This window comes from Vibrio fluminensis (genome assembly GCF_015278125.1).
Classification (GTDB): Bacteria; Pseudomonadota; Gammaproteobacteria; order Enterobacterales; family Vibrionaceae; genus Vibrio; species Vibrio fluminensis.
Genome location: NZ_JADILO010000005.1, coordinates 38444 through 62763 on the forward strand (window position 1 = coordinate 38444; position 24320 = coordinate 62763).

The 24320-nt window shown below is 44.1% G+C and carries 18 protein-coding genes and 1 tRNA gene; 10 read left to right on the forward strand and 9 right to left on the reverse strand.

What is annotated here, in order from left to right; genetic code table 11:
- The first annotated feature begins 338 nt into the window (after positions 1-338).
- From IRQ95_RS05695 to IRQ95_RS05710, 4 genes are all read left to right on the forward strand, one after another.
- Positions 339-1571, forward strand: coding sequence for an outer membrane beta-barrel protein (locus tag IRQ95_RS05695; protein WP_194436039.1), 1233 nt, complete (start codon positions 339-341; stop codon positions 1569-1571).
- A gap of 23 nt (positions 1572-1594) precedes the next feature.
- Positions 1595-2125, forward strand: a complete 531-nt coding sequence (locus IRQ95_RS05700; protein WP_194436040.1) for a polysaccharide biosynthesis/export family protein — start codon at positions 1595-1597, stop codon at positions 2123-2125.
- 36 nt (positions 2126-2161) lie between these two features.
- The gene (locus tag IRQ95_RS05705) at positions 2162-4381 is read left to right on the forward strand and encodes a GumC family protein (protein ID WP_194436041.1); all 2220 of its coding nucleotides are present in this window, start codon (positions 2162-2164) and stop codon (positions 4379-4381) included.
- Positions 4382-4511: 130 nt separating this feature from the next.
- Positions 4512-5156, forward strand: coding sequence for a hypothetical protein (locus IRQ95_RS05710; RefSeq protein ID WP_194436042.1), 645 nt, complete (start codon positions 4512-4514; stop codon positions 5154-5156).
- A gap of 5 nt (positions 5157-5161) precedes the next feature.
- Here IRQ95_RS05710 and IRQ95_RS05715 read toward each other — a convergent pair whose 3' ends face one another.
- Genes IRQ95_RS05715 through IRQ95_RS05725 form a run of 3 tightly spaced genes read right to left on the reverse strand, consistent with a single transcriptional unit; the run spans position 5162 to position 7557 of the window.
- Complete coding sequence (locus tag IRQ95_RS05715) at positions 5162-5602, reverse strand: arsenate reductase/protein-tyrosine-phosphatase family protein (RefSeq protein ID WP_194436043.1); 441 nt, start codon at positions 5600-5602, stop codon at positions 5162-5164.
- Positions 5595-7058, reverse strand: coding sequence for an O-antigen ligase family protein (locus tag IRQ95_RS05720; protein ID WP_228481306.1), 1464 nt, complete (start codon positions 7056-7058; stop codon positions 5595-5597). The genes IRQ95_RS05715 and IRQ95_RS05720 overlap by 8 nt, the downstream gene beginning before the upstream one ends.
- Before the next feature lie 46 nt (positions 7059-7104).
- A complete protein-coding gene (locus IRQ95_RS05725; protein ID WP_194436044.1) occupies positions 7105-7557 on the reverse strand; it encodes a hypothetical protein in 453 nt (150 codons plus the stop codon).
- A 395-nt stretch (positions 7558-7952) separates the two neighbouring features.
- On the opposite strand from IRQ95_RS05725, the gene IRQ95_RS05730 reads away from it, so the two are divergent.
- Positions 7953-9314 (forward strand): transporter substrate-binding domain-containing diguanylate cyclase, encoded by a 1362-nt coding sequence (locus tag IRQ95_RS05730; protein WP_348541583.1) that lies wholly within the window; start codon positions 7953-7955, stop codon positions 9312-9314.
- A gap of 236 nt (positions 9315-9550) precedes the next feature.
- Here IRQ95_RS05730 and IRQ95_RS05735 read toward each other — a convergent pair whose 3' ends face one another.
- A complete protein-coding gene (locus IRQ95_RS05735; RefSeq protein ID WP_194436045.1) occupies positions 9551-10735 on the reverse strand; it encodes an MFS transporter in 1185 nt (394 codons plus the stop codon).
- Positions 10736-10876: 141 nt separating this feature from the next.
- Between IRQ95_RS05735 and IRQ95_RS05740 the strand changes: the two genes are divergently transcribed.
- Positions 10877-11758, forward strand: a complete 882-nt coding sequence (locus IRQ95_RS05740; protein ID WP_194436046.1) for a LysR family transcriptional regulator — start codon at positions 10877-10879, stop codon at positions 11756-11758.
- Between the two features lie 114 nt (positions 11759-11872).
- Positions 11873-11947 (forward strand) — tRNA-Gly (locus IRQ95_RS05745).
- Positions 11948-12151: 204 nt separating this feature from the next.
- On the opposite strand, the gene IRQ95_RS05750 is transcribed toward IRQ95_RS05745, so the two are convergent.
- A complete protein-coding gene (locus tag IRQ95_RS05750; RefSeq protein WP_194436047.1) occupies positions 12152-12376 on the reverse strand; it encodes a helix-turn-helix domain-containing protein in 225 nt (74 codons plus the stop codon).
- Positions 12377-12559: 183 nt separating this feature from the next.
- Here IRQ95_RS05750 and IRQ95_RS05755 point away from each other — a divergent pair, with 183 nt between their 5' ends.
- The 3 genes from IRQ95_RS05755 to IRQ95_RS05765 are packed head-to-tail and all read left to right on the forward strand — an operon-like array spanning position 12560 to position 14286.
- On the forward strand, positions 12560-12772 hold the full coding sequence (locus tag IRQ95_RS05755) for a hypothetical protein (protein ID WP_194436048.1): 213 nt from the start codon (positions 12560-12562) through the stop codon (positions 12770-12772).
- A gap of 12 nt (positions 12773-12784) precedes the next feature.
- Positions 12785-13966, forward strand: coding sequence for a site-specific integrase (locus tag IRQ95_RS05760; RefSeq protein WP_194436049.1), 1182 nt, complete (start codon positions 12785-12787; stop codon positions 13964-13966).
- Positions 13963-14286, forward strand: a complete 324-nt coding sequence (locus IRQ95_RS05765; RefSeq protein ID WP_194436050.1) for a hypothetical protein — start codon at positions 13963-13965, stop codon at positions 14284-14286. The genes IRQ95_RS05760 and IRQ95_RS05765 overlap by 4 nt, the downstream gene beginning before the upstream one ends.
- Before the next feature lie 251 nt (positions 14287-14537).
- Here the strand turns inward: IRQ95_RS05765 and IRQ95_RS05770 are convergent, their stop codons facing one another.
- The 4 genes from IRQ95_RS05770 to pglX all read right to left on the reverse strand — a co-directional run bounded on the left by IRQ95_RS05770 (position 14538) and on the right by pglX (position 24267).
- Positions 14538-15197 (reverse strand): hypothetical protein, encoded by a 660-nt coding sequence (locus tag IRQ95_RS05770; protein ID WP_194436051.1) that lies wholly within the window; start codon positions 15195-15197, stop codon positions 14538-14540.
- A gap of 262 nt (positions 15198-15459) precedes the next feature.
- The gene (brxL, locus tag IRQ95_RS05775; protein WP_194436052.1) at positions 15460-17631 is read right to left on the reverse strand and encodes a protease Lon-related BREX system protein BrxL; all 2172 of its coding nucleotides are present in this window, start codon (positions 17629-17631) and stop codon (positions 15460-15462) included.
- A gap of 12 nt (positions 17632-17643) precedes the next feature.
- A complete protein-coding gene (gene pglZ / locus IRQ95_RS05780; protein WP_194436053.1) occupies positions 17644-20364 on the reverse strand; it encodes a BREX-1 system phosphatase PglZ type A in 2721 nt (906 codons plus the stop codon).
- Positions 20365-20457: 93 nt separating this feature from the next.
- Positions 20458-24267 carry a BREX-1 system adenine-specific DNA-methyltransferase PglX gene (pglX, locus tag IRQ95_RS05785; protein WP_194436054.1) on the reverse strand — a complete coding sequence of 1270 codons (3810 nt, stop codon included), beginning with the start codon at positions 24265-24267 and terminating at the stop codon, positions 20458-20460.
- Positions 24268-24320: the final 53 nt, after the last annotated feature.

The following is a 24320-nucleotide window of genomic DNA, read 5'->3' on the forward strand; positions in this document are numbered from 1 at the left end:
ATTTCGTTTCAATTGAACTCAATTCATACCTTATTTGTACAGATAAAAAAATTTAGCTGCGAGTGAGGAATGTCAGAGTAGTTTAAAATTAACCCACCTAGGCGTGACTATGGTCTCGAAATGGATGAAATTTGTATGCAAGTCTTATGCGTGAGATTTTCGTCGATTAATAAACTTTTGTTCTCTATCTTGCTTGAAAGTGCCTATTAAACGGTTTAACTTGCAGGCCTGTAGAAATGCGCGATGGATGCGACTTTTACTGGCTGTCAGTATTATTGATGAATCACTGTGGTTTGTCTTTTTATACTTCGGACTGGTTGAGCGATTAAGGAACAATTATGAAAAGCCCTCAGAACGGTATTTTTGTTGTAATCGGTTTTGCTATGTCATTTGCAACTTCAGCAAATGAGCAGTCTGGCTATATTACTGAGTCTGGCATTCGAGTTCTTCCTATTTTAGAGAGCAAAATCGAGCACGTAGATAATATAGGTCGATTGTCTGACGCTCAAAAAGCACAATCTTCGACAGTCTTCGTCATTGAGCCTGGTGTGGTTTTATCATCTGATCGCAATGGTAATAGCTATAACGTGCTCTATCAGCTGTCATCTGGTCACTATTTTGATAGCTCAGATGATAATTACATCGACCACAAATTAATTTCTAACAATAGCATCCAACTAAGTCGTAGACATGCCATAGGTATAAATTATGCCTATATTAACTCGCATCAAGAGCGAGGAACTGGATTATTAGCCGGTGATGAATTGTCTACTATTGCTGATGAGCCAGTGAGATTTAGTATTCATAGCGCGAGCTTAACTTATGCGTTTGGTTCTCAGGGCGCTAAAGGCCTTATAGAGTCGAATATAAAGTACGAAAACAAACGATTCGATAATTATCGCGATATAACCTTAACTAACTATTCACAGTTAAGCACCCGCTACAAAGATTACGATGAATTTGGTGGTGGTTTGGGCTTCTACTATCGCCTGTCTCCATCAACTCAATTGCTCACCGAGTTTAATCTCGCAAGTAGAGATTATGAGCTCAATGACCCTGAAACCAATCAGTCGCAAGATAACTTAGATACATATTATTACGTTGGTGCTCGATGGGATCTGACAGGTAAGACCGAAGGCAAGTTTAGAGTTGGCTTGCAAGATAAGAACTATGAAGACAAAACTAAAACTGATTTCGACGGTGTGAGTTGGGACTTAGAGTTTAGTTGGAAACCTGTAAATTATTCGACCTTCTCTTTAGCCGCTGCGTTACGCGCGTTAGACCCTTATCAAAGCAGCGATTTCGTAGACCGAACGAGCTTTGAAGGCGATTGGAAGCATTTTTGGGTATCAAACTTTTACAGCAAATTAGCGCTTGATTACATCCAAGATGATTATTCCGGTTCGCAACGCGAAGATGAATTGATTCGAACCGACGTCTCGCTTGGCTATGAACTACGACAATATATGGGCATTGCTATGGGCTGGAGACAGGAATCGAATGACTCAAGCATAGAATCGAATACCTACGACCAAAATGTTTGGTACTTATCTGCAAATTTACTTTTTTAATTGATTTATTGTAGGGAGAGATTATGAATCAACCAATAAGTGCAGTTTTGATGGCGCTCTTATTGATGCTTGCCTCTATGCAAGTACACGCGTTCCAAGATACTTATATCATTGGTGCAGGCGATAAAATTCAAATATCCGTTTATGGTGAAGAAGAGTTGTCCATTGAACAGCTTTATATTAATAACAGTGGTCGATTTGAATACCCTTACTTGGGGGAAATGGTCGCCGTTAATAAAACGCCAGAGCAGTTAAAGAATGAGATTACTCAGGGGCTAAAAGGTGACTATTTAATCTCGCCAAAAGTGAGAGTTAGCATCACCGAGTTTCGTAGTATTTATGTTAATGGCGAGGTAAAAAAACCAGGCGGTTATGAGTATCAACCTGGTTTAACCGTTGATAAAGCGATTGCTCTGGCCGGAGGTTTCACTGACCGAGCTGCTCGTAGCAAGATCAGCATTTCTCAAGCAGGTAGTAACGACCAGAAAAATGTTAATCTTTCAGCGAAGGTGTTGCCGGGCGATATCATCGTAATTGATCAAAGCTTCTTTTAACCCATTTACCTAAGATTCAGTTTCTCGGAAGTTAATATGTTTAGTAGTTTACAACAGGGTAAAGTAGAAAAAGAACAGATAATTGATATCGGTTATTACGTTCACATTGTGAAGGTGAAATGGCTGTCGATTGCACTGTTTTCTATTTTGTGTACAGCAATATCAATTCTATTTGCGTTGTCACTCAAACCCACATACAAAGCGACGGCAACTTTGTTGATAGAGTCATCGCAGAAAAAAGCGATTTCTATTGAAGAGGTCGTTGGTATTGATACGTCGGCAAAAGAATACTATTTGACTCAATTTGAAATCTTAAAATCGAATCAAGTTGCATTGCGTGTTATAGATAAACTCGATTTAGAAAATAATATCGAGTTTAATCCAAGTCTAATTCAGTCTGAGCCGAGTCTGATTGATAACCTTAAAGTGGAAATCAAGTCTCTGCCTGTCATTGCTTCCTATCTATCAAAAGACGAAACAGATTCGAAATCGATTGTTGTCGATGATTCTGGTATCAACCAAACAGTCCTGAAAATATTTAAGTCTAAATTAAGTATTGAACCTATTCGCAAAACTCAATTGGTCAACATCTCGTTCGAATCTCTTGATCCAAATCTTGCGGCAACCATTGCCAATGAAGTCGCTCACGCTTATATCGAAAACAGCCTTGAGTCTAAGTTGGTTGCTACGGAGCAGGCAACAGGGTGGATCAATCAACGTCTAGCTTCGCTCAAAAAGCAACTTGAAGATTCTGAACAGGCACTATTGTTATTTCTCAAACAACAGAAGCTTATCGATAACAGCGGAATTGAAGCTTTAACGAGCTCAGAGTTAACCAATTTAACTGACCGAATCAGTAGTGCTACCAACCAGCGCATTGAGGCACAATCTCTTTATAATGCTTTGAAGAGTAAACCAAATGGCGATATTTCTTCGATTTCCTCAGTTTCGCTCATTTCTAATCACCCGCAGATTCGCGATATTCGTTTAGCAGAATCAAACGCAGAGAAGCAAGTTAGTGAGCTATCTAAACGTTATGGCCCAAAGCACGACAAAATGATCCAAGCTCAAGCGCAACTTCAATCAATTCAACTTCGAGCTAACAAGTTAACGAAAAAATTGATTGATGGTGTTGAGAAAGAGTTGATCAGCGCTCGTGAACAAGAGCAGATGTTGAAGAGTGAACTTTTGTCAAAGAAAGCTGAGTTCCAATCGTTAAGTGTTGTTAAACGTGAGTATGACGCGTTAAAGCGTGAAGTGGACACCAATGCTAAACTTTACGATTTGTTCCTGACCAGACAGAAAGAAACGACAGCCACTCGAGACTTCAGCGCTTCTAATGCACGCTTTAGTGACTATGCTCTTGTCCCATTAAAACCAAGCAAGCCAAATAGAAAACTTATCGTTCTTTTAGCCCTATGTGGCAGTATCGGTTTCGCCGTGTTAACGATTATTTTCTTAGATGCGTTTAATAGCCGAATTGAATCAAGCCGTGATTTTGAAAACAAACTAGGCTTGTTGCCAACGGGTGCTATTCCAATGATTAGTGACAAGAAGTACAAGAACTCACCAATCGATGCGTCGGTGTTTGCGAGCGAAAGGCACAGTGTGTTCCAAGAGTCTGTTGATTCAATCAGAACCTCTTTGTATCTCAGCCTACGAAACTCGCAAAGAAAACTCTTGGCGATATCGTCAGCCGTACCCGCTGAAGGTAAGACGACGACAGCCGTTAACTTAGCGATGTCTTTTGCCAAGTTGGAACGTGTTTTATTGATAGACTGTGACTTACGTAAGCCATCGGTTGCCGAGCGATTTTCTCTACCATCAAGCCAAGCTGGCTTAGTTAACGTGTTGTTGACTAATGCCTCTGTTGAGGAATGCATCACATCCGTAAATGAAAATCTTGATGTGATGACTGGCGGGATGCTAGCACCAAACCCACAAGAGATTCTAAGCAGCGCCGCTTTTGAAGAGTTAATCGAGGAGTTAGCCACCAAATACGATCGAATCATTCTCGATACGCCACCTATTTTACCGGTTAAAGATGCCTATATTATTGGACGACTGGCTCAGGGTTTGGTGTTGGTGATGAAGGCGAACAGCACCAGTAAGTCAGTTTATAATCATACAATGACGTTACTGAATCGACATGGCGTTTCTGTCGATGGTGTGGTCTTGAACCAAGTACCAATTCGAAAAGAAGGTAAGCACGCATATACCGAGTACTCATTGTATGCCTATGGTAAAAACAGCTAGACGCCATATTTAGCTGATTAATACGCTGAGTTTTTACACTAACCTGTTACAAGGGCAGGTTAGTTGAATAATTCAGCGTACTTTCTCAACCGTTCAGAATTCATTTCTCGAGAAACAAAGGTTGTACGCTATGACAAAGAGCTTCAATGTTTTGTTTTTATTGATATCTATCGTTACTTTATTTGGTGGCATTTCTTATTTAACCCAGTCAATTTACACAGGTGCTGTCCATCATCGGTTAGAATCTCTGATGGTGGCCGATAGATCATCCGAGCTCAAAGAGCTATCGTTACTACATCCTAACCATTCTTCCATGTTTGTCACCGCGCATGACTTGTATATTTTCGCTAAGTATCGCCAATGGCAAGCTTTCCTAAGTCACTCATTGAACGAGAGCGCGGATATCGAAGGTCTGTATCAGCAGAGCGCCATTCTACGACCTACATGGTCAGAAACACATGTTGAACTATCGAAAATTGCGATGACCCAAGGCGAGTGGGAAAAGGCGGAAAAACACTTACAATTGGCACAGCAGTTTGGTTTACAAAAAAACTCGACAAGTATTGCCGTGATTGAACAAACCTATATTAATTGGCAGCGTGCAGAGGTGAAGGAGAAACTTAACGCTACCCAATTGCTGTTAAGTCTGGCAGCGAACAAAAGGTATCTTGCAGATGTTGATCATATGATTCGGTTCTCACCAGCCAAGGTGCGGTTATGTAACATGTTAACTTTTAATCGAATAGATATACCGACTTGTCAGCCATCAAACTGAATATCCTACAAGCGATTTTTCCAACTCAAAACCGCTTTTTCTAGTGTTGTGTAGCACTCTTCAAACTCATTTACGCTCTTGCCTAACGGGTCTCTCACGTGGCCAACATTAATCCATTGGCCGATAAGCAGTGTTTTCGCTTTAGCACCAGAAAATGAATAGGCCAGTTGGCTGGCGTGATTTTGCGACATGGTGAGGATCAAATCATTTTCTTTAACATCTGCAGCAGTGATTTGCTTAGCGTAGTGTTGAGAGATATCTAACCCGTGAGCAGAGGCGACCGCTATTGCGTTTGGTTCAGCGTGGTATCCATCTAGATCATTTTCCGTTACCACGATACCTGCTGAGCGTACTTGTAGTGAGGGTACGTGCATGTTAAATAGGGCTTCAGCAAGCGGAGAGCGGCAAATATTTCCTGTACAGACTATTAAGATTTTATTAAACACTTTTTGGCTCTCTTGACTCTAAAATAGGTGATATAGACGCGTGCTTGAACTTACCTGTCGCCGGTAAAACCGAACATGCGTTGGCTAAGAAGAGAATGAGAATAAAAGTAACCGCATTTGCGGCGGGTTGAAGGTGAAAATCCACACTCATGTGGATCAACATTCCGACAATCGCCATCATGCAGCCTAAACTGATCCCTTTCATCGTTCGACTGTTTCTGTTGCGTATAGTATTAAAGCAGCGCCAAATAGTGAAAACAACGGATGTTGCAAGTAAGAGTGTCGCAGGTATTCCAGCTTCAACAAAAAACTGCAGATAATCGTTATGAGCATGATCATACACACCGACATCGCCCTGAGCGTAGCTTGGGAAAATGGTATAGAAGCTGGCCATTCCCGTCCCAGTCACTGGAAAGTCTTTAATTATCTCCAACGCCCATAGTAGAACTTGATCTCGTGACTCGAACACCAAGGAGGTTTCGACCAATCGTTGTTTTACTTTTTCTAAGCCAAACAACGAACCAATGACAATTGCGTCAATCAGCAAAATACTGGCCACTAATAAAGGTAAGGCGAAGGGGCGGTTCTTATAAATTAACAGCGCGAGGATACCGCCGAAGGTTACAGCAAAAAAGAAAGCGGAGTTTCCCATTCTAGATCGTGTCATAACCAGAGCGATGACCATGATGATAAGACACAAGCGCACGAGCATTTTACTGCTAAGGATACCTTCTAGAGTCCGACGGATCGCGCTATGCCATGACGGTGCGTGATGGACGTGTAATTGGGAGATGATTAATCCAATGCCAACACAAAGTGTCATCATTAAATAATTCGCAAGGTGATTTTTGTAAACAAAAGAACCCGTCGCCGTCGTTTCAGCAGGTAAGCCGAAAATGGGACTAGTTGGTGATTCGAGTAAGACGTATGTAGCGCCGTAAAATGCCTGAAATGTGCCACTAACAATGAGCGTGATAACAACGAGCTTAAGGCGTTTACTTGAATTGACAAGAAAGATGGCGTTAATCAGTAAGAGCGTGTAGCTGAAGCCTTTAAATAGCGCTACTAAGGTGATCCGGCTATCGACAGAAATAGTGCCCCAAGATGCTTCTACTTGTTGGTAAATTTGGAAGCTAGAACTGGAGATAAACTCAAGTAAGAACAAGGGAACTGGGATTGTTTGTAACAGCACCCAAACTTGAAAAACACCTATCGGTATGAGCAAATATTTGTAATGGGTTAGCTGGTAGAAGGGAAGTCGACCTTTATAACAGGCAAGCAACACTATTGATTGGATCGACGCGATAATTTGGATGAGTGACCAAGCCCACATGCGGTTGCTGCCAAGGGGAATCGGTAACCAGATGATCATTACTAATAGTGAGGCAAAGATAACTTTTTCTATGGTACTGACAGTAATGAGAGAGACAGGCAGCCTGGCGCGAAACTGCCTCAACCTAAACCACCTCAATCTAAGCCGACTCAATCTAAACTGCTTGGCGTTAATTTGGCGAAACAACACCGCTACCTCCGCCGCCGTTACTTCCTATGGCAGGTGCTGAGGGCGGGGAGACTGGCTGGAGGGCAATACCAGCCGCGGTCGCTTCTGCAACGATTGTAGGGTCGGCATTCGCAAGTAGAGCCGCAGTAGTAATATCTTCGTTACTGATACCGGCTACCCGAGCTAACTCGACAATTTGCGACAATTCATTCGGCGCGGCATTGATCGCTTCAGTGATTGCTAAAATAGGATCAACTCGTTCATTACTAAGTAGCACCGTAAGTACATCAAGTACATGGTTTGGATTTTGGCTAAATGCACTTTGAATTATTTGTTGTGTTGGCTGTTTTGACAACTGCTCTAGCACCGCGTTAGAAAGTGCTTCTGAGTCTGCCCATGACGAGAAGGAAAATAGCAGTGCTATTAAGCTCGCCCCAATATTGTGGATTTTCATAGATTTTCCTTCTTTTCGTAGGTACTTGATGATTGTGACAAAAAATCCAAGTGCTATTACATACCTTGCCCAACAAATTAAAAGTAATCATGTGTCAAAAATTGGAATGTGCGTAATTGGTTAGCGAGAAGGCGGTCTATTGCTTTGCTCAATTTAGACGAGAAAGGTTTTTCGGCGAATAAAACGAAAATAGACTTATCAATGAGAGGGTAAAGAGTTTCTAAAAATAGTGAAGCTACATGTGTATATGTCACACAATTACATTACTACTGAGTCATCACTCGTAAAAATGGGTTAATAACTACAGGTAGTATGATTTTTGCACTATACACTAATAATAAAATTAATATTTATCTGAAACTCATTTTGATTCGCTGTTGTTATCGAGGTTCGTTGTGTGTCGCTTGTTAGTGCTAGTGCTTCTGATGTTCTGCCCAGTCTCCCTATTTGCTCAAGAAGAAAGTGAAACTCTGGTGATCGCGAATTCAAAAGCATGGAAGCCATTCTCGTTTATTAATGCACAAGGCCAGCCTGACGGTATTTTGATTGATTACTGGCGAGAGTATTCTCGGGTGACAGGTACTCAAATTGAGTTTCTATTACTCGATTGGAACGATTCAATAGAAGCGGTAAAAGAAGGCAGAGCAGACGTGCATGCCGGTTTACTTTGGTCAATTGACCGAGATGAAATTCTAGATTTCAGTCAACCGATAATGACGATCGACACGCAACTCTTTGTTAGTCAAAAGTTGCTAATGACGGATGTTAATTATCTTCTATCCGGTGAACATGACTTTAAACTAGGCGTCGTAGAGGGCGGTTTTGAGCATACGTACGCTAAGAACAACTACCCATATATTAACTTAGTTGTATTTCGCAATAATGCTGAGTTGATTGAAGGTGCCTTCGAGGGTGATATAGACGCCTTTGTTGCCGATTTGCAAGTCGCAAATTTTTACTTGCATACCCCCAAAAGTAATCGACAGTTCACGAGTGTAAAACATTTGTATTCTGGTGTATTAAGGCCAGCGGTGGCAGAGAGCAATGATGTTTTGTTGCTTCAGCTCGCAAAGGGCCTTGTTAAAATAACCGATGAAGCTAAACAAAAAGTGTTTAGTCGCTGGATGTATATTGAAACAGTTTATCCCAACTTTCTTGTTCCAATATTATTCGCTATCGCCGTTATCGCGATTATTAGCTATATGATAGTGTTGCGCATGGCTGTACGATCCAAAACACATGAGCTTGAGCATGCCAACAAAGAGTTGAAATATCTGTCACAAACGGATCAATTGACAGGTTTAAGCAATCGTTATCACTTCTACAACCAGTTTTCTGATCGTGTCTCTAAAGGTGGTAAGGTGTGTGTGATGTTGTTTGATATTGATGATTTCAAATCGATCAACGATACCTATGGCCACCAAGTAGGAGATGTAGTGATTCGCGCGGTTGGAGAGGCGGTGAGTTACGTCACTGAAAAGCAGCATCTAATTGGACGCATTGGTGGCGAAGAGTTTGCTGTGGTTGCTATTCAGCTAACAGTGAAACAGGCGGAAGACTTGGCAGAGCAACTGTGTGAGTCGGTCAGGCAGTTAGTGATTTTTGAAGATAACCGCCGAGTAAGTGTGAGTTTAGGCTGTGCTTATTACCATCAGTCGAGTGAAGAGATTTCTCTTAGTGATGCGGACCACTTAATGTATCAAGCCAAAGCGAACGGCAAAGATCAGGTGGTGCTTAAAGAGTTCTATACTCAGTGATTAGCTCCAAAGGAAAAGTTTACGAGGATCGTACTTTTCGTTATCGATTCTTGATTTAGAACCACTTGATTTAGAGAGGATAGCTATCCAAATCGTTGCCTTGCCTTGCCTTGCCTTGCCTTGCCTTGCCTTGCCTACACCAAGTCAATCTAGATGAACCTAGCATCTTGAGGTTACTTGAGGATATAAGGTGCCAACATTAACAATGGCACCTAAAGCGGATATCGCTTATTAGTTTACGATTTTTGTAAGTTTAATGATGGGTTATCACGCTCAAGAAAACCACTTAAACGAGTCAGTGCAAGCGCTAAGATAACGATTAACGCGCCATACCAAGGTGTACTCGTCACACCGGAGTGAGTAACAATCATACCACCGCCAAAAGAGCCTAGTGCAATGCCGATATTAAAGGCGGCAATGTTTAACCCTGAAGCAACATCGACTGCTTCTGGAGCGTATTTTTCCGCTAAATTCACGACATAAACTTGCAGCCCAGGGACATTACCGAAAGCAAATGCGCCCCATACTAAGATAGTAAGTACCGCTGCAATTGGGTTAAATACCGTAAAGCCGAAAACGAACAATACGAGAGCCAATCCGGTAAAGATTACCGTGAGAGCTTTCACTGGCCCCATTTTATCTGCAAGTTTCCCTCCCCAAATATTGCCAACGGCAACGGAAACACCATAAACCAACATAATAATGCTGACCGCATTAGCGCTAAAGCCTGATACGTCTTGAAGTAGTGGCGCTAAGAAAGTAAACGCCGTAAACGTACCACCATAGCCAAGCGCGGTAATGGCAAATACCAACAATAAATGAGGATTGGTTAACACTTTCATTTGAGTTGAAAGCTTACTTGCCGGAGGCTGCGCGAGATCATTTGGAACTAATAAAGCGCTGCCAACTAGTGCGATAAGACCAAGTACAGAGACAATTAAAAATGTGGTTTCCCAGCCAAATTGCTGACCAATGTAAGTACCCAGCGGCACTCCTGTCACTAGCGCGACGGTTAAACCAGTAAACATAATCGCGATAGCACTTGCGGCTTTCTCTTTGCTCACCAGCCCAGTAGCGATAGTTGAACCGATAGAAAAGAACACACCATGGGCAAGACCGGTGAGTATACGTGCAACGATCAAAGTGTTATAGCCAGGAGCCTGCCATGCCAAAAGGTTACCTAATACAAAAAGCGACATAACGGCCAGCAATACTTTTTTGCGCGGCCAGTTTCCGGTTAGCGCAGTAAGTACTGGCGCGCCGACCGCGACACCAAGCGCGTATAGGCTGACAAGTAAGCCAGCAGAAGGGATGGAAACGCCAAGATCTGTCGCCATGGTTGGGATCAGTCCGACAATAACAAACTCAGTGGTACCGATTGCAAAGGCACTGAGAGTTAAAGCAAACAATGCGATAGGCATAATTTAATCTCTACTAATAAAGAAGTGGCGCTATTATCAGTAGAACTTTATTTGTGAAAAATAGGGTTATTTACAAAATACTTTTGTAGAAAATAGCATTAATTGTTACGCTGCAAAGTCTACTTACTAGAGAAGAGCACCATGAAAAGCCGTTCAGACGATCTAATGTTACTCCTTGCTGTCATTGATAACGGCGGCTTTTCCGCAGCCGCTGAGGCGCTCGGAATTCAAGTCGCTAAGATATCGAGAGCGGTAAATAAAATTGAGCAGCAACTGGGTGTGACTATTCTTAACCGCACAACACGCCGCATTGAATTGACCAATGAAGGCGCAAAGTTTGCGGATTCAGTAAGACAAGGCTTGCAGTTGATCTCACAAGCTGAAATGGAATTACAAGCGCAGGGTGATTCTCCTAAAGGACACTTAAGAGTAGATGCAGCCAGTCCGTTTATTTTCCATCAGCTAGTCCCTTTGATGGCGGAATTTCAAACCGCGTTTCCTGATATAGAACTAGAGTTGACTTCAAATGAAGGATTCGTTGATTTGATAGAGAAACGTACCGATGTCGCGATTAGAATTGGCAAGCTAGAAGATTCCACCTTACATGCTAAACCCTTAGGGAAAAGTCAGTTGCATATTGTTGCATCCCCACAATATTTAGCGAGAAAGGGGATACCTAAAAATATAACTGACTTGCCTCATCATCAAATCGTCGGCTTTACCGCGCCAAGAGTTCTCAACCAATGGCCACTACCCAATTTGCCCATTATTACACCCAATATAAGTGCCAGTAATGGTGAAACGGTGCGACAACTGGTACTGACTGGCAATGGTATTGGCGTCTTGTCAGGTTTTATGGTCAACGATGACATTGAATCAGGGCGGTTAGTGTCTTTGATGCAAAGTGAAAAACGGACCAATACTGGCAGGGAGTTGATTAACGCGGTTTACTATCGCAGCTCCAATGTAGCTAGACGCATATCAGCCTTTATCGACTTTATCCAGCCGCGCTTAAAGCTCTAAAATGGACGAAAACACAACCAAGTGGTTGCATAATGACCGAACGGTTGGTTTTCGATGAAAAAACGCTTTTCTTTTCAGTCATATGTGGCATATTAACTACGCCTTCACGATAAAGCGTACTTCGTATAATGGCTATTACCTCAGCCTTCCAAGCTGATGATGCGGGTTCGATTCCCGCAGTACGCTCCAAATCCTTTCTAGCAAAAAACACCTGTAACTGATTGAAAACCTAAGCGCCGAATGGCGTTTTTTTGTGTCTGATATTTGGCGTACTAGTCTGTCAAATTGCTTGGGGACCTGAAAGGGACTCAAAAGGGACTGCTTGCTTCCCCGTCTGTTTTGCTCACAGAAAATCAGATTTGAGCTGAAAACATCGGCTCAATATAAGAAAATCTAATCAGAATCCGTTGAAGGCGCGTCTTCAACAATTTCCAACAAGTCCTCAATTTTGCAATCTAGGTATTTACACAGTTTTTCAAGCGTATCGTATTCGATTCGGTTGTTTGTTTCGTGGTACAAGCGAGTCACCGTGTTTCGATTTATCCCTGCATCTCTGACAACATCAGCAATTTTTAATCGCTTCGCGCCCATTAGTGTGGATAAGTGGCACTTAATCATACTCTGAAAATTTCCCGTTTCTGCGAAAACTCTAAGTATAACTTACGTTTACGAAAATAAGTGAATCATTTGTACCTTTAGACTGCTCTAATGTACCTCTATAGAATCATAATGACACTTGCTAATGTTATCTTAGCGGCCTACATTGAACCTCAAGAGGTACATTTAATGCCTGGAGGGGTCATGAACTTTACATATCTAACCACTGACGAACTGTCAGCAGTCATCAAGTACGATGCCCGAGTGATTCGAGAACAACTGAAAGATTCCGTGCTTTTCGAGGGCATTCACTACGTTCGTCCATTCGGCGGAAGAAAAATACTGTTCATTTGGGAGCGGGTTGAGGAAGAAATGCTTCATGGTACAACCGCAATCAGCTTGATTTCAGGTGTATAGGGGAGGGTTTAAATGGGAGCGGTTAATGCCAAAAACGGAACATTGTATGTCGATTTTCAGTATCGAGGCGTGCGATGTAAAGAGTACACCAAGTTACCGGATACACCTGCTAACCGAAATCGATTGAAGAAACTGGTAGACCGGATTGAAGCCGAAATACTGTTAGGCTGCTTTGATTATGCCGCGTATTTTCCAAACAGTAAGAAGTGCAAGAAATTTCAGTTGATAGACGAGCGTGAGCGTCAACGCAAAGCCTACTTTGATGCGGCAGACTCACCGAAATTCGCAGAGTTCGCCAACATTTGGCTAGCTGAGATGAAAGTCGAGTGGAGCAAATCGCATTACATGGATGTGGAGGGCGTATTAAACAAATACTTGTTGCCTACCTTCGGTAACAAGAAGATCAGCGCCATCAATAAGGGGCAAATCCTACAGTTTCGTTCCATCCTCGCCAAAGTACCGGGACGAAGCAAAGGTTTTCTGAGCCCTTCACGGATCAATCACATCATGACGCCACTACGGGTCATTCTTAATGAAGCCGCTGATCGTTATGACTTTACCTCACCATGGAAAAATATCAAGGCACTGAAAGTGGGTAGGACGGAAGTGGATCCTTTCAATCTGGATGAGGTGGAGTTGTTCTTATCAGCGGTTGAGCCTGAGTTCCATTGCTACTACACCACGCGATTTTTTACCGGAATGAGAACCGGTGAAATAGATGCCTTGATGTGGAAAGACGTCGATCTGGATTCGAAAACCATTACCGTGTCACAAAGTTATGTCCGTGGCGAAATGAAAGCACTGAAAACGGATGGCTCTTATCGTGTCATTCACCTCACTGAGCGCGTGATTCAATCTTTGAGAGCGCACAAAGGGAACAATACATCAAAAGGCAAAGACTTGGTGTTCAAGAACTCGAAAGGAGCAATCTTGAACTATGCCGTGGTCTCACGCTCGGTTTGGTATCCAACACTAGAGACATGCAACCACAAGCGTCGTAACCCTTATCAAACCAGACACACCTTTGCCACTTTACTCTTGGCATCAGGAGAGTCGCCAGAGTGGATTGCGAATCAACTCGGGCATACGACCACAACAATGTTGTTTCGCGTTTACTCGCACTATGTCCCTAACCTAACCCGCCGTGACGGCAGTGCCTTTGCCAATTTTTTGAACAATGGAGGTCAGTTATGAACTATTCGCCGCTTTCAGTGCATTGCACAAGCCTGTGTCTTGATATCTTAATGCAGCACAAGTTTAAGCCGTTAAATCATTACCAAATCGATGATATGCGCAGCGACATTTATGAGTTGATTGCAGAACGAGCTGCTACAGAGAAACTGCCTCAATTTAAGCACCAGCGGGTCATTGATAACGCCACATGCAGCGTGATGGCCGTGCTCCACCAATATTGCACTGTACAAGATCCAGTCGACACAATGTGGATTTTGCAGAGCGTTGAAGTTCAGATCAGTGAGGCGGTGGGCGGGAATTATCATATCATTATTGATTGATCGTGTTTATAGCGCTTTGGCTCCTGAAAAATCATGATGCCGAACGAACCTCTCGAAGAGTGTGATTCTTTGAGAGGTTTTTTTTGTTCAATATTCTTTAACGGTGAAAGTTATGACGATTTTCTGAACAATATCGGTTTTGGCGAAAGCCTGCCGAATTGTGATACCTGTTCATTTGTCAGCAGTTATCTTTGTTTTTGAAAAGAAACCGTTACTTAATAACGTAACTGGTACCAAGTTTTAGTGATTACTTAAACAGCCAGTAATTTGTCTGTTTTTGGTGCAACTAACTGATTCTTTTTGATTGATAAAGCCGCTTTGACTCGAACTTTTGCACCTACTGGGTGTAGGTCGCGCTCTTTTTGAGAGCATTGAACATACAAGCCACTATATGGACCTTCAATGCATTTGACACGTTTTTTCGATCGTTCCCAGACAATTTCACAAACAATCGTCGAACGATCCGATGAAGCGTTACGGTTTTGGTCACTATTATCTCGGCGCGCAAATAAAGTACATACACCATACTCTTTGCTGAGAGGTTGAAAACAACGGGTATCGTGAAGCGCCTTATTTTCACGGATCGCATTAAGGGTTGCATCATAGTACACCATAGCGGCTGATTTTAAACGGTTGGCCTCCTTTCGTGTTTCGGCGGTGGCGATAATGTATGTTTGGTTTGGAAAACTGCGCATCGCTTGTTTGAGTTCGGCGTTACACCCTCGGTCATTATGTGTTTTCCATGCACTGTGATAATGAGAGAAGTAGCGTGTGACAAAGTCATTACTCATTCCTACATAAAAGCCTTTTTCACCAAAGTCAAAGCCATAAACGGAGAAGTTAGCGCATTCTACCTGTGTTTGGGTTAAACCATTTAATAGCACAACATCAACGTGATTTGCAGCAGTCATATTATTTTCCAATAGTGGTGTCTTTGAAGATTTTTCTAACATGGTGATGTGTTGAAAACATCGGAATTAAATTCAATGGATATAAAAACTATATTTTAAACATATTGTTTTTGACGGTGTTATCTTGAGTACGGTTTGGGTTTTATAACAATGTTTTTGATTAGGTATAACCAGCATAAGACAGCAGAACGTTTTATGGTTCTGCTGTCTTTTAGGCTTAGTTAGTTGATGCTGGAGGAGCCCCCAATCTTCGGCTGAATACTTAACTCACACCCAATGCCTTAAACACGGCATCAATCGGGTCGCTGTAGAAACTCACTTGGAATTTCGTAAACGTTTCTGATGGCACGGTGGGAATATCCATTGCCGATGACATCGGTAGTAATACCTTGGTTGCACCTGCTTCAAGCGCGACTTGCATTGAGCCTGCTAAGTCGTGAACCGGGTTAACAACACCACCCAAAGACATGTCTCCTAGCACCACCATTTTTTCCTGCATCGGTTTTACCAACAGGGCAGAGCAAAACGCAATTAAAGAAGCGAGGCTCGCTGAATGGCTGCTGCCAGAACTTTGCAAGTCGACACAGTGAAGGTGGAACTCATGCTCGGAAAACTTAGCGGCGCCGCTCACGCGGCTGAGGTTGCCACGGAAGTAGTCAAAACCAACGCGTACTTGTTCTTTCGCGGTGGTATCACCGAACCCGCTGGTGGAATGTTTACCGTTACCTGCGGTTTTTTGCGTTTCTAATCGGTAGACGCCCAGTTTGCCCGAAGCGCCGAAGCTGACGAAATGCACCACACCCGCATTGGGTGTACCCGCAGGGATCAAGCTGGAACCGCCTTGTTCAGGTACATTCACAAAGAACTCTTCCAGTGTATCGTTATCAATGTACGAGAAGTTCACATCGTAGAACTCCATGCCGCCAATCTTTTTCAACTGCTCTTTGATACGGCGACGGGTTTCCAGTGCATAGGTTAAACACACACGTACATCTTCTTTGGTGTATTCACCGTGCGGGAACAACAACTTTAACAGGCCTGATGTCGTGCGTTTCACGCCAATCACATCACGTTGATTCAAGTTGTTGCCCAGCTTGAAGAACTTGCTGATGGCATCAGAAAACGTCTGTTTGCGCATTTCACGCATAAACTCAGCAAGATAGTCTGTGATTAAACCAAAACGGTCGGTGAACAGCTCTGGTCGCATCTTCGGAATTTCCCACCCTGGAATATAACCATGGAAACGGTCGAAAAAGGCTGAGTCGATCATCTCCGGTGGGAAAGGCTCTAGCAGGTGACTGGTTTTCACCAAGGTTTCGACGCTTTTATCAATGTTACCGACAAACACCATAGAGGCTTTGGCTTCAATTGAATCACGGCCACGACTAAATGAACCCGAAGCCATGAAATCTTTCATGATCTGAATGCCATCTTTGTCTTTAAAGCGAATGCCTGCCACTTCGTCGAATGCCACCACATCCCACATGCCCACCAAGCCAACTTGGCGAGAGGACATATTGTAGAACAGGTTCGCCACACTGGTTTGTCCGCCAGAGACAAGCAAGGAGTTGGGTGAACACTCTTTATAAATATGCGATTTACCCGTACCGCGAGGGCCGAGTTCACAAATGTTATAGTTGTTTTCAACATACGGGATCATTCGGTTGAGTAAGTGCCATTTAGTGCGCTGTTCGAGGTTGGCGGGCTCCATGCCCACAGAGCGCATTAGCATGTCCATCCATTGATCCATGTTAAAGCCACGGCGCGCTTCAAATACCTCGTTCATGTTCATCGACGGCATTTGGATCGGTTTAACCGAAACCACAGAAAATGGCGATGTCTTCTGGCCTTCTTCAAAGAAGTAACTCAAAGACACAATGCACCAAATTCCGCCAGTCAGGAGCTTTTCATTGTCCTTGATGATGTTGGCAGGGATCACCGCATCTTTGATGCCCATGTTTGACAGGCTGGCTTCATACACATCTTTGCGCTGGTTCAGTTTCACCGAAACCTTATCAATCACCTTGTGAGTGCCTTTTTCACGCACCAATGATTTTACTTTCTCGGCTTCGTCTGGGCGTACGTAGTTATCCGTTAAGATTTGTTTAACACGCGCCATACCCGCATCAATCAAATCATCATCGTCAGACGAGCAGTACATACCCAGCAAGTATTCCAATACATACACTGGGACATTCGCCCCTTCTTTGAGCTGTTTAGTCAGATCTTTACGTACTACGCGGCCTTTGAAACGTTCAATCATGAGCGCGTCCAGATCCGCCTCTCTCACTGCTTGCACTTCTTCAGCAATGATTTCTTCATGGCTAGCACCAACAGGTTCAAGGTTAAGTCCGAAGTCATACTCAGCGTTTGGTGTAGGGGTGTCAGTCTCGCTTTCAATCGGTGACACGGCGTTTATTTCGTTGTTATGCATGCGTAGTTGCCCTTAAAAGAAATCATCTTCGATGGCGATATCAATCGTCACCGAATGCGCGGGTAGACGGCTGATTTTGCCTTCCTGTGTAATGTCATCCATCACCAATTTGTAATCGGTATTGCGGTCAAAACCATTCCCTTGTAAGACAAACACCACTTTGCGTTTTCGGTCATCAATGCTGGTGGAGGTGGAATCAAACAGCACGTCTTGTTTGCCTGAAACCGCTACGCCATTCGGGTCTTCAATCCACACTTTCAGCTTGCGCGCCATAAACTGATCGCCCACAGCATCGGTTTGCAAGAACTCAATCTTGTCGGAAAGGGAAACCAAACGAATTGGGGAGATAGGCACCACGTTCACTTTCTCTTTGGCGTATTGGGCTTGTTGCTTCTCGGATTTTAAACCTCGGATATGCAGAACTGGCACACAGATCTCCTGCGGCATAATGCCCCCGTGAATAAACTTGGCACCGCCAACGAAGTTAAAGCGGTTAGAACCTCGCGGCACCATAAATTCAGGGTCGCTGCCTTCTTTACACAGGTTTGCTGTGGTGACCATTTTACCCAGCCAGTAATAGTCATCCGCAGGTAAATGCTCGCCAATTAAGTAGCGTTTTTTCGCTTCAATGGCCCCTTGTGGCATCACAGCCAATGCGGTTTTATCGCTTTCCACAACGTCAGAAGTTTTGAAGAGGAACCCGTGATCCGCCGTGACCACAATGCGGCTACCGTTCAAACGGTTAATAATACGGTCAACCAACTTCTTGATTTGGTTAACGGCATCGGCACAAGCGGCAAAGGTTTGATCTTCCGTTGCTGCTTTATCGCCAATGGCATCAATTTGATCGTGATAAATGTAAACCACACGGGCGTCATAGACATTTTGACGACCTTGTTCATTGGTCCACGACATCACCTCTGACGCTTTAAATGCAACGCCATTGCGGCTTGCCAAGATCTTCTGGCGATTCTCCAACCCATGCACGCTGATCCCATCGGCTTTGTATTCCACTTTGTTGCCCAAATGCGCGGTCAGCTTGTTGTGTGGTAACAGTGCCGCCATGCCTAACTGGGTATAAGACGGCACCACACCAAGCTGGGATTTGATTTCAGACTTAAAGCGCTTTTCATTGTTGAGCTGGTCGTGAATGTCGTGGGCAACTTCATAGCGCAGCGCATCAGAAATGATCACAAACACTTTCTTCACTTGTGATGCAGTATGAAAGACGCTTTCTACTTGGCGCTGATAAAAGTCGTATTGATTGCTCACGCCTGCCAGTTTCCAGTTATCCAGCAGCTTGTCTTGATCCACCAACTTGCCCCAGGCAATTGCCAAATCATGCAGGTACCAGTTCACATACAGGTTTTCGATGTCATCAACCAGCCCGGTGCCCTTGAGAATGTCAGCACCATCTTGGGCAACATGTGTGGCGTTTTCGCAGAATTGACGGTAGGTGGCATCAAAGCGAAACAAGGTCTGCTCGTAAGCGCGGTACATAGCTTGTGCTGAATCAAAATGAAAACCACCGATGTATTGCTGCTTTAGGCTATAAAACTGTTTCGCCGCTTTGATGGCTTTAAGCATGTAGCCATATTTGGGTTCGCTGCGTGACCAGTGTGAGGTTAAACGCTGCGCCACCAAATCATCCACTTTGGCTTGGTCCAGATCGTTGATCTGATTGGCCAACAGCAAGATCATCTTCTGCTCGGCATATTCAAAGGTTTCCGATGCGCTCAGGTAACACGGCATATTGACTTGCGACAGAATGGATTTCAGCTCGAACGTGCGCTCAACCTCCGCCGATAACCGATTGTATGCGGCTTGGTTTTTGCTGTTTTCACGCCAATTCTTGATCAGAAACACCGCCGCCGCGCGTTTTGACGAGTTAAAACCCACGCGCTGTGCGTCTTCATCTCGCTCGCCATGTTCATTAATGGGTAACGGCAGCAGGTGAGGAGTAAAGCAGTCCAGTACGCTTTCTTTAGTGGGTAAACCACCATTGAGCAGGCTTTGATAGCATTCGGTAAACAGCAGTTTTACGGCTAAATCGTGCAATTGTGGCACTGGCTTGGCGTCAGCATCGCCATCACATGCCACGCCGAAGCCAAACTCTTGGTAAGCAAATTGCCAAAAAGTGCTTAGCAGGTTGTATTTGGCTAGCTCAGCAAGTGATGTTGTTTGCGCTTCAACGTGCTCATCACAGTGTGCATCCTCTGCCAGCTCCACCAATAGCTGTTGAACAATCGCCTGAAAGTTCGGTGACTCTACCTTTAGTGTTGCTGCCATTAGCGCCAGCTCGAATTCTTCTTTGTTGGCATTCGTCGGTAGCAATTTTTTCAGCCGAACAATGCGTTCTTTGTTGGTAAAGAATGTGCGGTATTGTGCTGCCAGCGGGCGAAACTCCATGCGCATGCCTAAATCATGCAAAATCATCGAGCTGGAATCGGCGTAGAAAGCGGGCGCGTACAGGCGAATGTCGTACAGCCAATCGCGGGCTGGTTCACTCGGTGTTTGGGTGCTGTAAAGCAAGAACTGCGTTGTTGGCTCACGCAGTTCAATGCGTTCTTTCACCTGAAAGTGAGAGAAATCATCAAGGTTGATCACCTCAATACCGTTAATCGCCAGTTGGTCTAGCTGTTCAGTGAATTCTTGATCTTCATCTTGCCAAAGCACTAGGCGGCAGGTATCAAATTTGGCGAGAATGCCTTGGGAAATTTGGTCGATATTCATGGTTGTTTTGTGTCTTGTATCGCGTGCGATTGGATCGCTAAAAATGCCACTGCACGCTCAGGTGCAGTGGCAAACACTGAAAATAGGGAACGGTTACTTTTTGCCCGCTTTTACGCCCGTAATGGCTTTCACTTCCGCCAGCAGATTGCCGAACTTGCCGTAGTTGACCTTTACCCCGTCATCGAGGTCGAGGCTGATCTTCATTTCGGCGTAGTGCTTGAGCTCTTCATCGAAGCTGCGCAGCTCAACCTGTTTTTTCTCCAGTGATTTCAATTCTTTGTCGATGCGGCGCTGCTCGGCAGGGGAGGCACTGGCACGGCTGTCACGCAAAATGCTGAGCTGAGTTTCCATTTTGCCCATCAGCGGCGTGACGTATTCGGTGCGCATACGTGACAAGGTGCCTTCGTTATAGCGGTGCAGGTACACCAAACACTCAAACGCTTTCTCTTTGCCTGAGCTGAACAGCCAGTAAATCGGACGTTTTTTGTAGGTCTTCATGTGGTCTTTGAAGAACTGGGTAGAAAGATAGCGGCGGATGGTGTCCATCGCGCTTTCGCCTTTCTTCGCCTTGATTGCATCCAAACACAAGCTCTCGGCCACAAAGTCGAGGTTTTCCTGCAAATGCGCTTCAGGCCAGACCGTTTTCACGAATTGGCGGAAACGCGAAGCGGCATCGTCTTCAAACAGCCATTCTTCGGCGGCAAGGGGAATAATGCCGTCGTCGTCCGCCGGGAAGGTATCGTAAGCCCCTTCGGCAACCCGTTCTTTAAAGCCTTCGTTACCCGCATGGGCGTACACCAAACCTTCGCGATCCAGCGAATAGCGGCCCATCATGCAGCCGATGGAGTAGCTTACGAATTCAGAAAGAATCTTCATTTTAATAAGGTTTTTTTCCTTTATGGGGTCATTCACTTCTTTAAAGGAATATTTTGTATTCGATAGAAGTGTAATATCACTGTCAGTTATTTTCTCATTTTCATTAAGCGAGTATTTATACAAATCGGAAATGTTGTCATTAAGCTCTCTTTCTAATTCGATTACTCTCAAATACTCAGATTGATGATGCTCTCGAAGTAGGTTATAGTTTTTAGATATATCACATTCGTTTTGTTCTAATAAAGGTGAGCGTGAAAAATCCCATGAAGTTTCATATTCATCCCAATCATTTTTATGGATGGCTATTAGTAAAGCAATTGATTTGTGGCAACTAGGTAGAGCGATAAATGGTACTTTTGCCACGACGCCAGAATTAAAATCAAGTGTAGGTGCAAGAAATTCCATTATTCTATTTGCTACCCTGCTGTTAAGTAGAGCCATTATTTCATATAACTCTGATTTTTCTTCAGAGAATATACACTGCCCTTTTGTATCGAAAATAAATCCTGCTGGACTATATCTGAGTGAAATTCCACCACTAGATAGCGCTGACCATGTTATGGACTCTTTGAAATAATGTTTTATATTCTTTATTGTTCTAGTAGGGGAACCATATAAGCTTGAAGCGAAATCTAATAATTCTTTACCATTATTTTCCCAATTGATTACATGAAGGTTGTTTCCATACCATTTCCTAAAGCTACCTCCTTTGTTGTAAGGAAACCACCTGCACTTTGACGACTGGGCTTTGTCGTGGTTTTCAGAATGCTTAGAAAATTTGCTGTTGTTAATTTCGAACCATGCTCTTAGAAATCGGTCATTATTGCTTGTTGCTAATCCTTGTCTTGGTTTAGAAACGGTTCCAATATTCGTTGGAAAATTAAAAGTTTCTCTGAGGTTTTCATGTATCCAATAAGCAATAGGACTTCCCGGGATTTTCTTAAAGTCATCCGGTTTAGCGTCAAAGAACCAGCCGCAATCTCGGTTTTGGATTGCTTCCAGAGTTTTCGGCCCTTGATTTGCAGAGCCTTTAAAATCAGACAAACGAATATAGCTGCCTTTATAATCAGCAATATGTCCTTTAGTAATGGTAAAGGTACAAATTGGTACGGTCGCACCGTCAAAGCCTGAATACTCTAGTTGAACCAGTGATGAAATCACATCTTCATTGATCAGCTTGCTACGCAGTTTTTCATAGCTGGAAATAAACATCCAAACAAAAGGCGTCATAAAGCCAAGTTCGCCGTGTTCGCGAGCAAACTTCAGGTTACGCACCATAAAGGCAGAAAAGAGATCTTTTTCGTAATCCTGATAGTGCTCTTTAAGATACTTTTTCACCTCTGGGGTATGGTATTTACTGCCCATATACGGTGGGTTAGCCACCACCACATCGTATTGTTTAGCTAGCACCAAGGCTTGTTCCACAATCGGCAATAGGGTGTTTGAAGCCTCTTTTACCGATGGATTGCTGCTTGTTGAGGCATCAAGCAATTTCGCTTTTAGCGCTTCAAGGTTTGACAAATGCTCGCGATCAATCTCAATCAATGAACCCAAGTTTTTGGCATCGGCAAATTTCGCTTTTAGGTAGCGCAGCAGCGACAATAAATGGCGATATTGGCTGGTGGTTTCATCAGCAGCTTTTGGCTCGGCAAACAAATCTAACGATTCGCCAGATTGATGCACGCCATCAAAATCCAGCGTGTTCCAAAGCGCATCAATATTCAGGTGCTCGCTCGGTTGCAGTGAATAGATGTTGAGCTTGATGTCACCATCGGCCAAGCGGTTGAAAATACGTTTGTCATCTTCACGGGCTTTCATCAGTACAGCGAACTGCGCCATTTGCGCGGCGCGATCGTCGATATCCAAACCGAACAGGTTGTTGTTGAGGATAAGCTCTGGAATTTCACGTTGGCGGTAACCGCGCTCAAGGTAAATCTCGCGCAGCACGTCATACACTTCCACCAGAATATGGCCAGAGCCACAGGCAGGGTCGAGCACCTTGATGGTTTCTGGGTCAATGCTGGTTGGCGTCAGGGCTTTCAGTTGCGTGACCACATCATCACTCTGCTCAGCTGGGGTGATGTAGTAGTCCATTTTGCTTTTCAGCGGCGAGTCAGGGTAAGTTGCCATCCACTGTCGGCCCAGCGAGTTTTGCACCAGATATTTCACAATCCAGTTTGGGGTAAACAGCTGGGTGGCTGCGGGAATGTCTTCACGCTTGACCACTTTGCCGATCACCGCATCTTTGTGCTCAGAGATATAGAACTGATACAGCCAGCCAATGGCTTCAATCTGGCCTTTTTCTGCATTCAGATCGCGCCAGTTATCTTCGCTAATATCATCGACTAGCGCTTTTAATAGCGAATCGGTTTTGGTTAAGCCATCAGGCAGCAGCAGTTCAGACGCATCGTCCAGCGCGTTGAACATCAACGGCATGATCTGGCTGAGCTTGCGGCATTGTGCCAGCAGCAGAGTGCGGAACAGCTCCTCATCTTTGTCACCTGCCATCAGCATCTCAACGAGTTCGGCTTTGTTCAGACCAAGGTCTTCAGCCACATCGGTTGCGTGTTTGACGATCTCAAAGCCTTCGCCGAACGCTGAAAACGCATCTTGGCCTTCTGTGCTACTGACTTTCGGCGGCATACTGAGCACACGGAAACCGTGATCAAGGTATTCGTTGACTTCCATATAACGAATGGCGGTCAGGCGGTTAAACCAAGTAAACGCCATTTCGTTGATCAGCTGGTTAAAACCGTGGCGGTAATCAAAACTGGCTTGTTCGCCTTCCTTTGATGGGGCAATCGTGCCCAGTGCTTCAATACGTTTAACCAAGCGGTTACGCAGTTGGCCTTCGTGTCGGGTGAAAATGCGGCCTTCAATCAGGGCGATATTGCTTTCAAACTGGACATCTTCCACTTTGGCTGGTTTGTTTTCGTAAATGCCAAAGTGCGCAGCGCGCTTGGTAACGGCTTGCATAAAGGCCACGCGCGCTTTGGGCGCATAGGCTTTGAGTTTATTGGTGTTCATTGGTGTTCTCTATCCCAGCGCATAGGCGCTGTAAGGCAAATTTAAACAACACC

Bases quoted from the DNA above. Each gene is read 5' to 3' on its own strand.
- IRQ95_RS05695 (WP_194436039.1), top strand. From the start codon at position 339: ATGAAAAGCCCTCAGAACGGTATTTTTGTTGTAATCGGTTTTGCTATG.
- IRQ95_RS05700 (WP_194436040.1), top strand. From the start codon at position 1,595: ATGAATCAACCAATAAGTGCAGTTTTGATGGCGCTCTTATTGATGCTT.
- IRQ95_RS05705 (WP_194436041.1), top strand. From the start codon at position 2,162: ATGTTTAGTAGTTTACAACAGGGTAAAGTAGAAAAAGAACAGATAATT.
- IRQ95_RS05710 (WP_194436042.1), top strand. From the start codon at position 4,512: ATGACAAAGAGCTTCAATGTTTTGTTTTTATTGATATCTATCGTTACT.
- IRQ95_RS05725 (WP_194436044.1), bottom strand. From the start codon at position 7,557: ATGAAAATCCACAATATTGGGGCGAGCTTAATAGCACTGCTATTTTCC.
- IRQ95_RS05735 (WP_194436045.1), bottom strand. From the start codon at position 10,735: ATGCCTATCGCATTGTTTGCTTTAACTCTCAGTGCCTTTGCAATCGGT.
- IRQ95_RS05740 (WP_194436046.1), top strand. From the start codon at position 10,877: ATGAAAAGCCGTTCAGACGATCTAATGTTACTCCTTGCTGTCATTGAT.
- IRQ95_RS05750 (WP_194436047.1), bottom strand. From the start codon at position 12,376: ATGATTAAGTGCCACTTATCCACACTAATGGGCGCGAAGCGATTAAAA.
- IRQ95_RS05755 (WP_194436048.1), top strand. From the start codon at position 12,560: ATGAACTTTACATATCTAACCACTGACGAACTGTCAGCAGTCATCAAG.
- IRQ95_RS05760 (WP_194436049.1), top strand. From the start codon at position 12,785: ATGGGAGCGGTTAATGCCAAAAACGGAACATTGTATGTCGATTTTCAG.
- IRQ95_RS05765 (WP_194436050.1), top strand. From the start codon at position 13,963: ATGAACTATTCGCCGCTTTCAGTGCATTGCACAAGCCTGTGTCTTGAT.
- IRQ95_RS05770 (WP_194436051.1), bottom strand. From the start codon at position 15,197: ATGACTGCTGCAAATCACGTTGATGTTGTGCTATTAAATGGTTTAACC.
- brxL (WP_194436052.1), bottom strand. From the start codon at position 17,631: ATGCATAACAACGAAATAAACGCCGTGTCACCGATTGAAAGCGAGACT.
- pglZ (WP_194436053.1), bottom strand. From the start codon at position 20,364: ATGAATATCGACCAAATTTCCCAAGGCATTCTCGCCAAATTTGATACC.
- pglX (WP_194436054.1), bottom strand. From the start codon at position 24,267: ATGAACACCAATAAACTCAAAGCCTATGCGCCCAAAGCGCGCGTGGCC.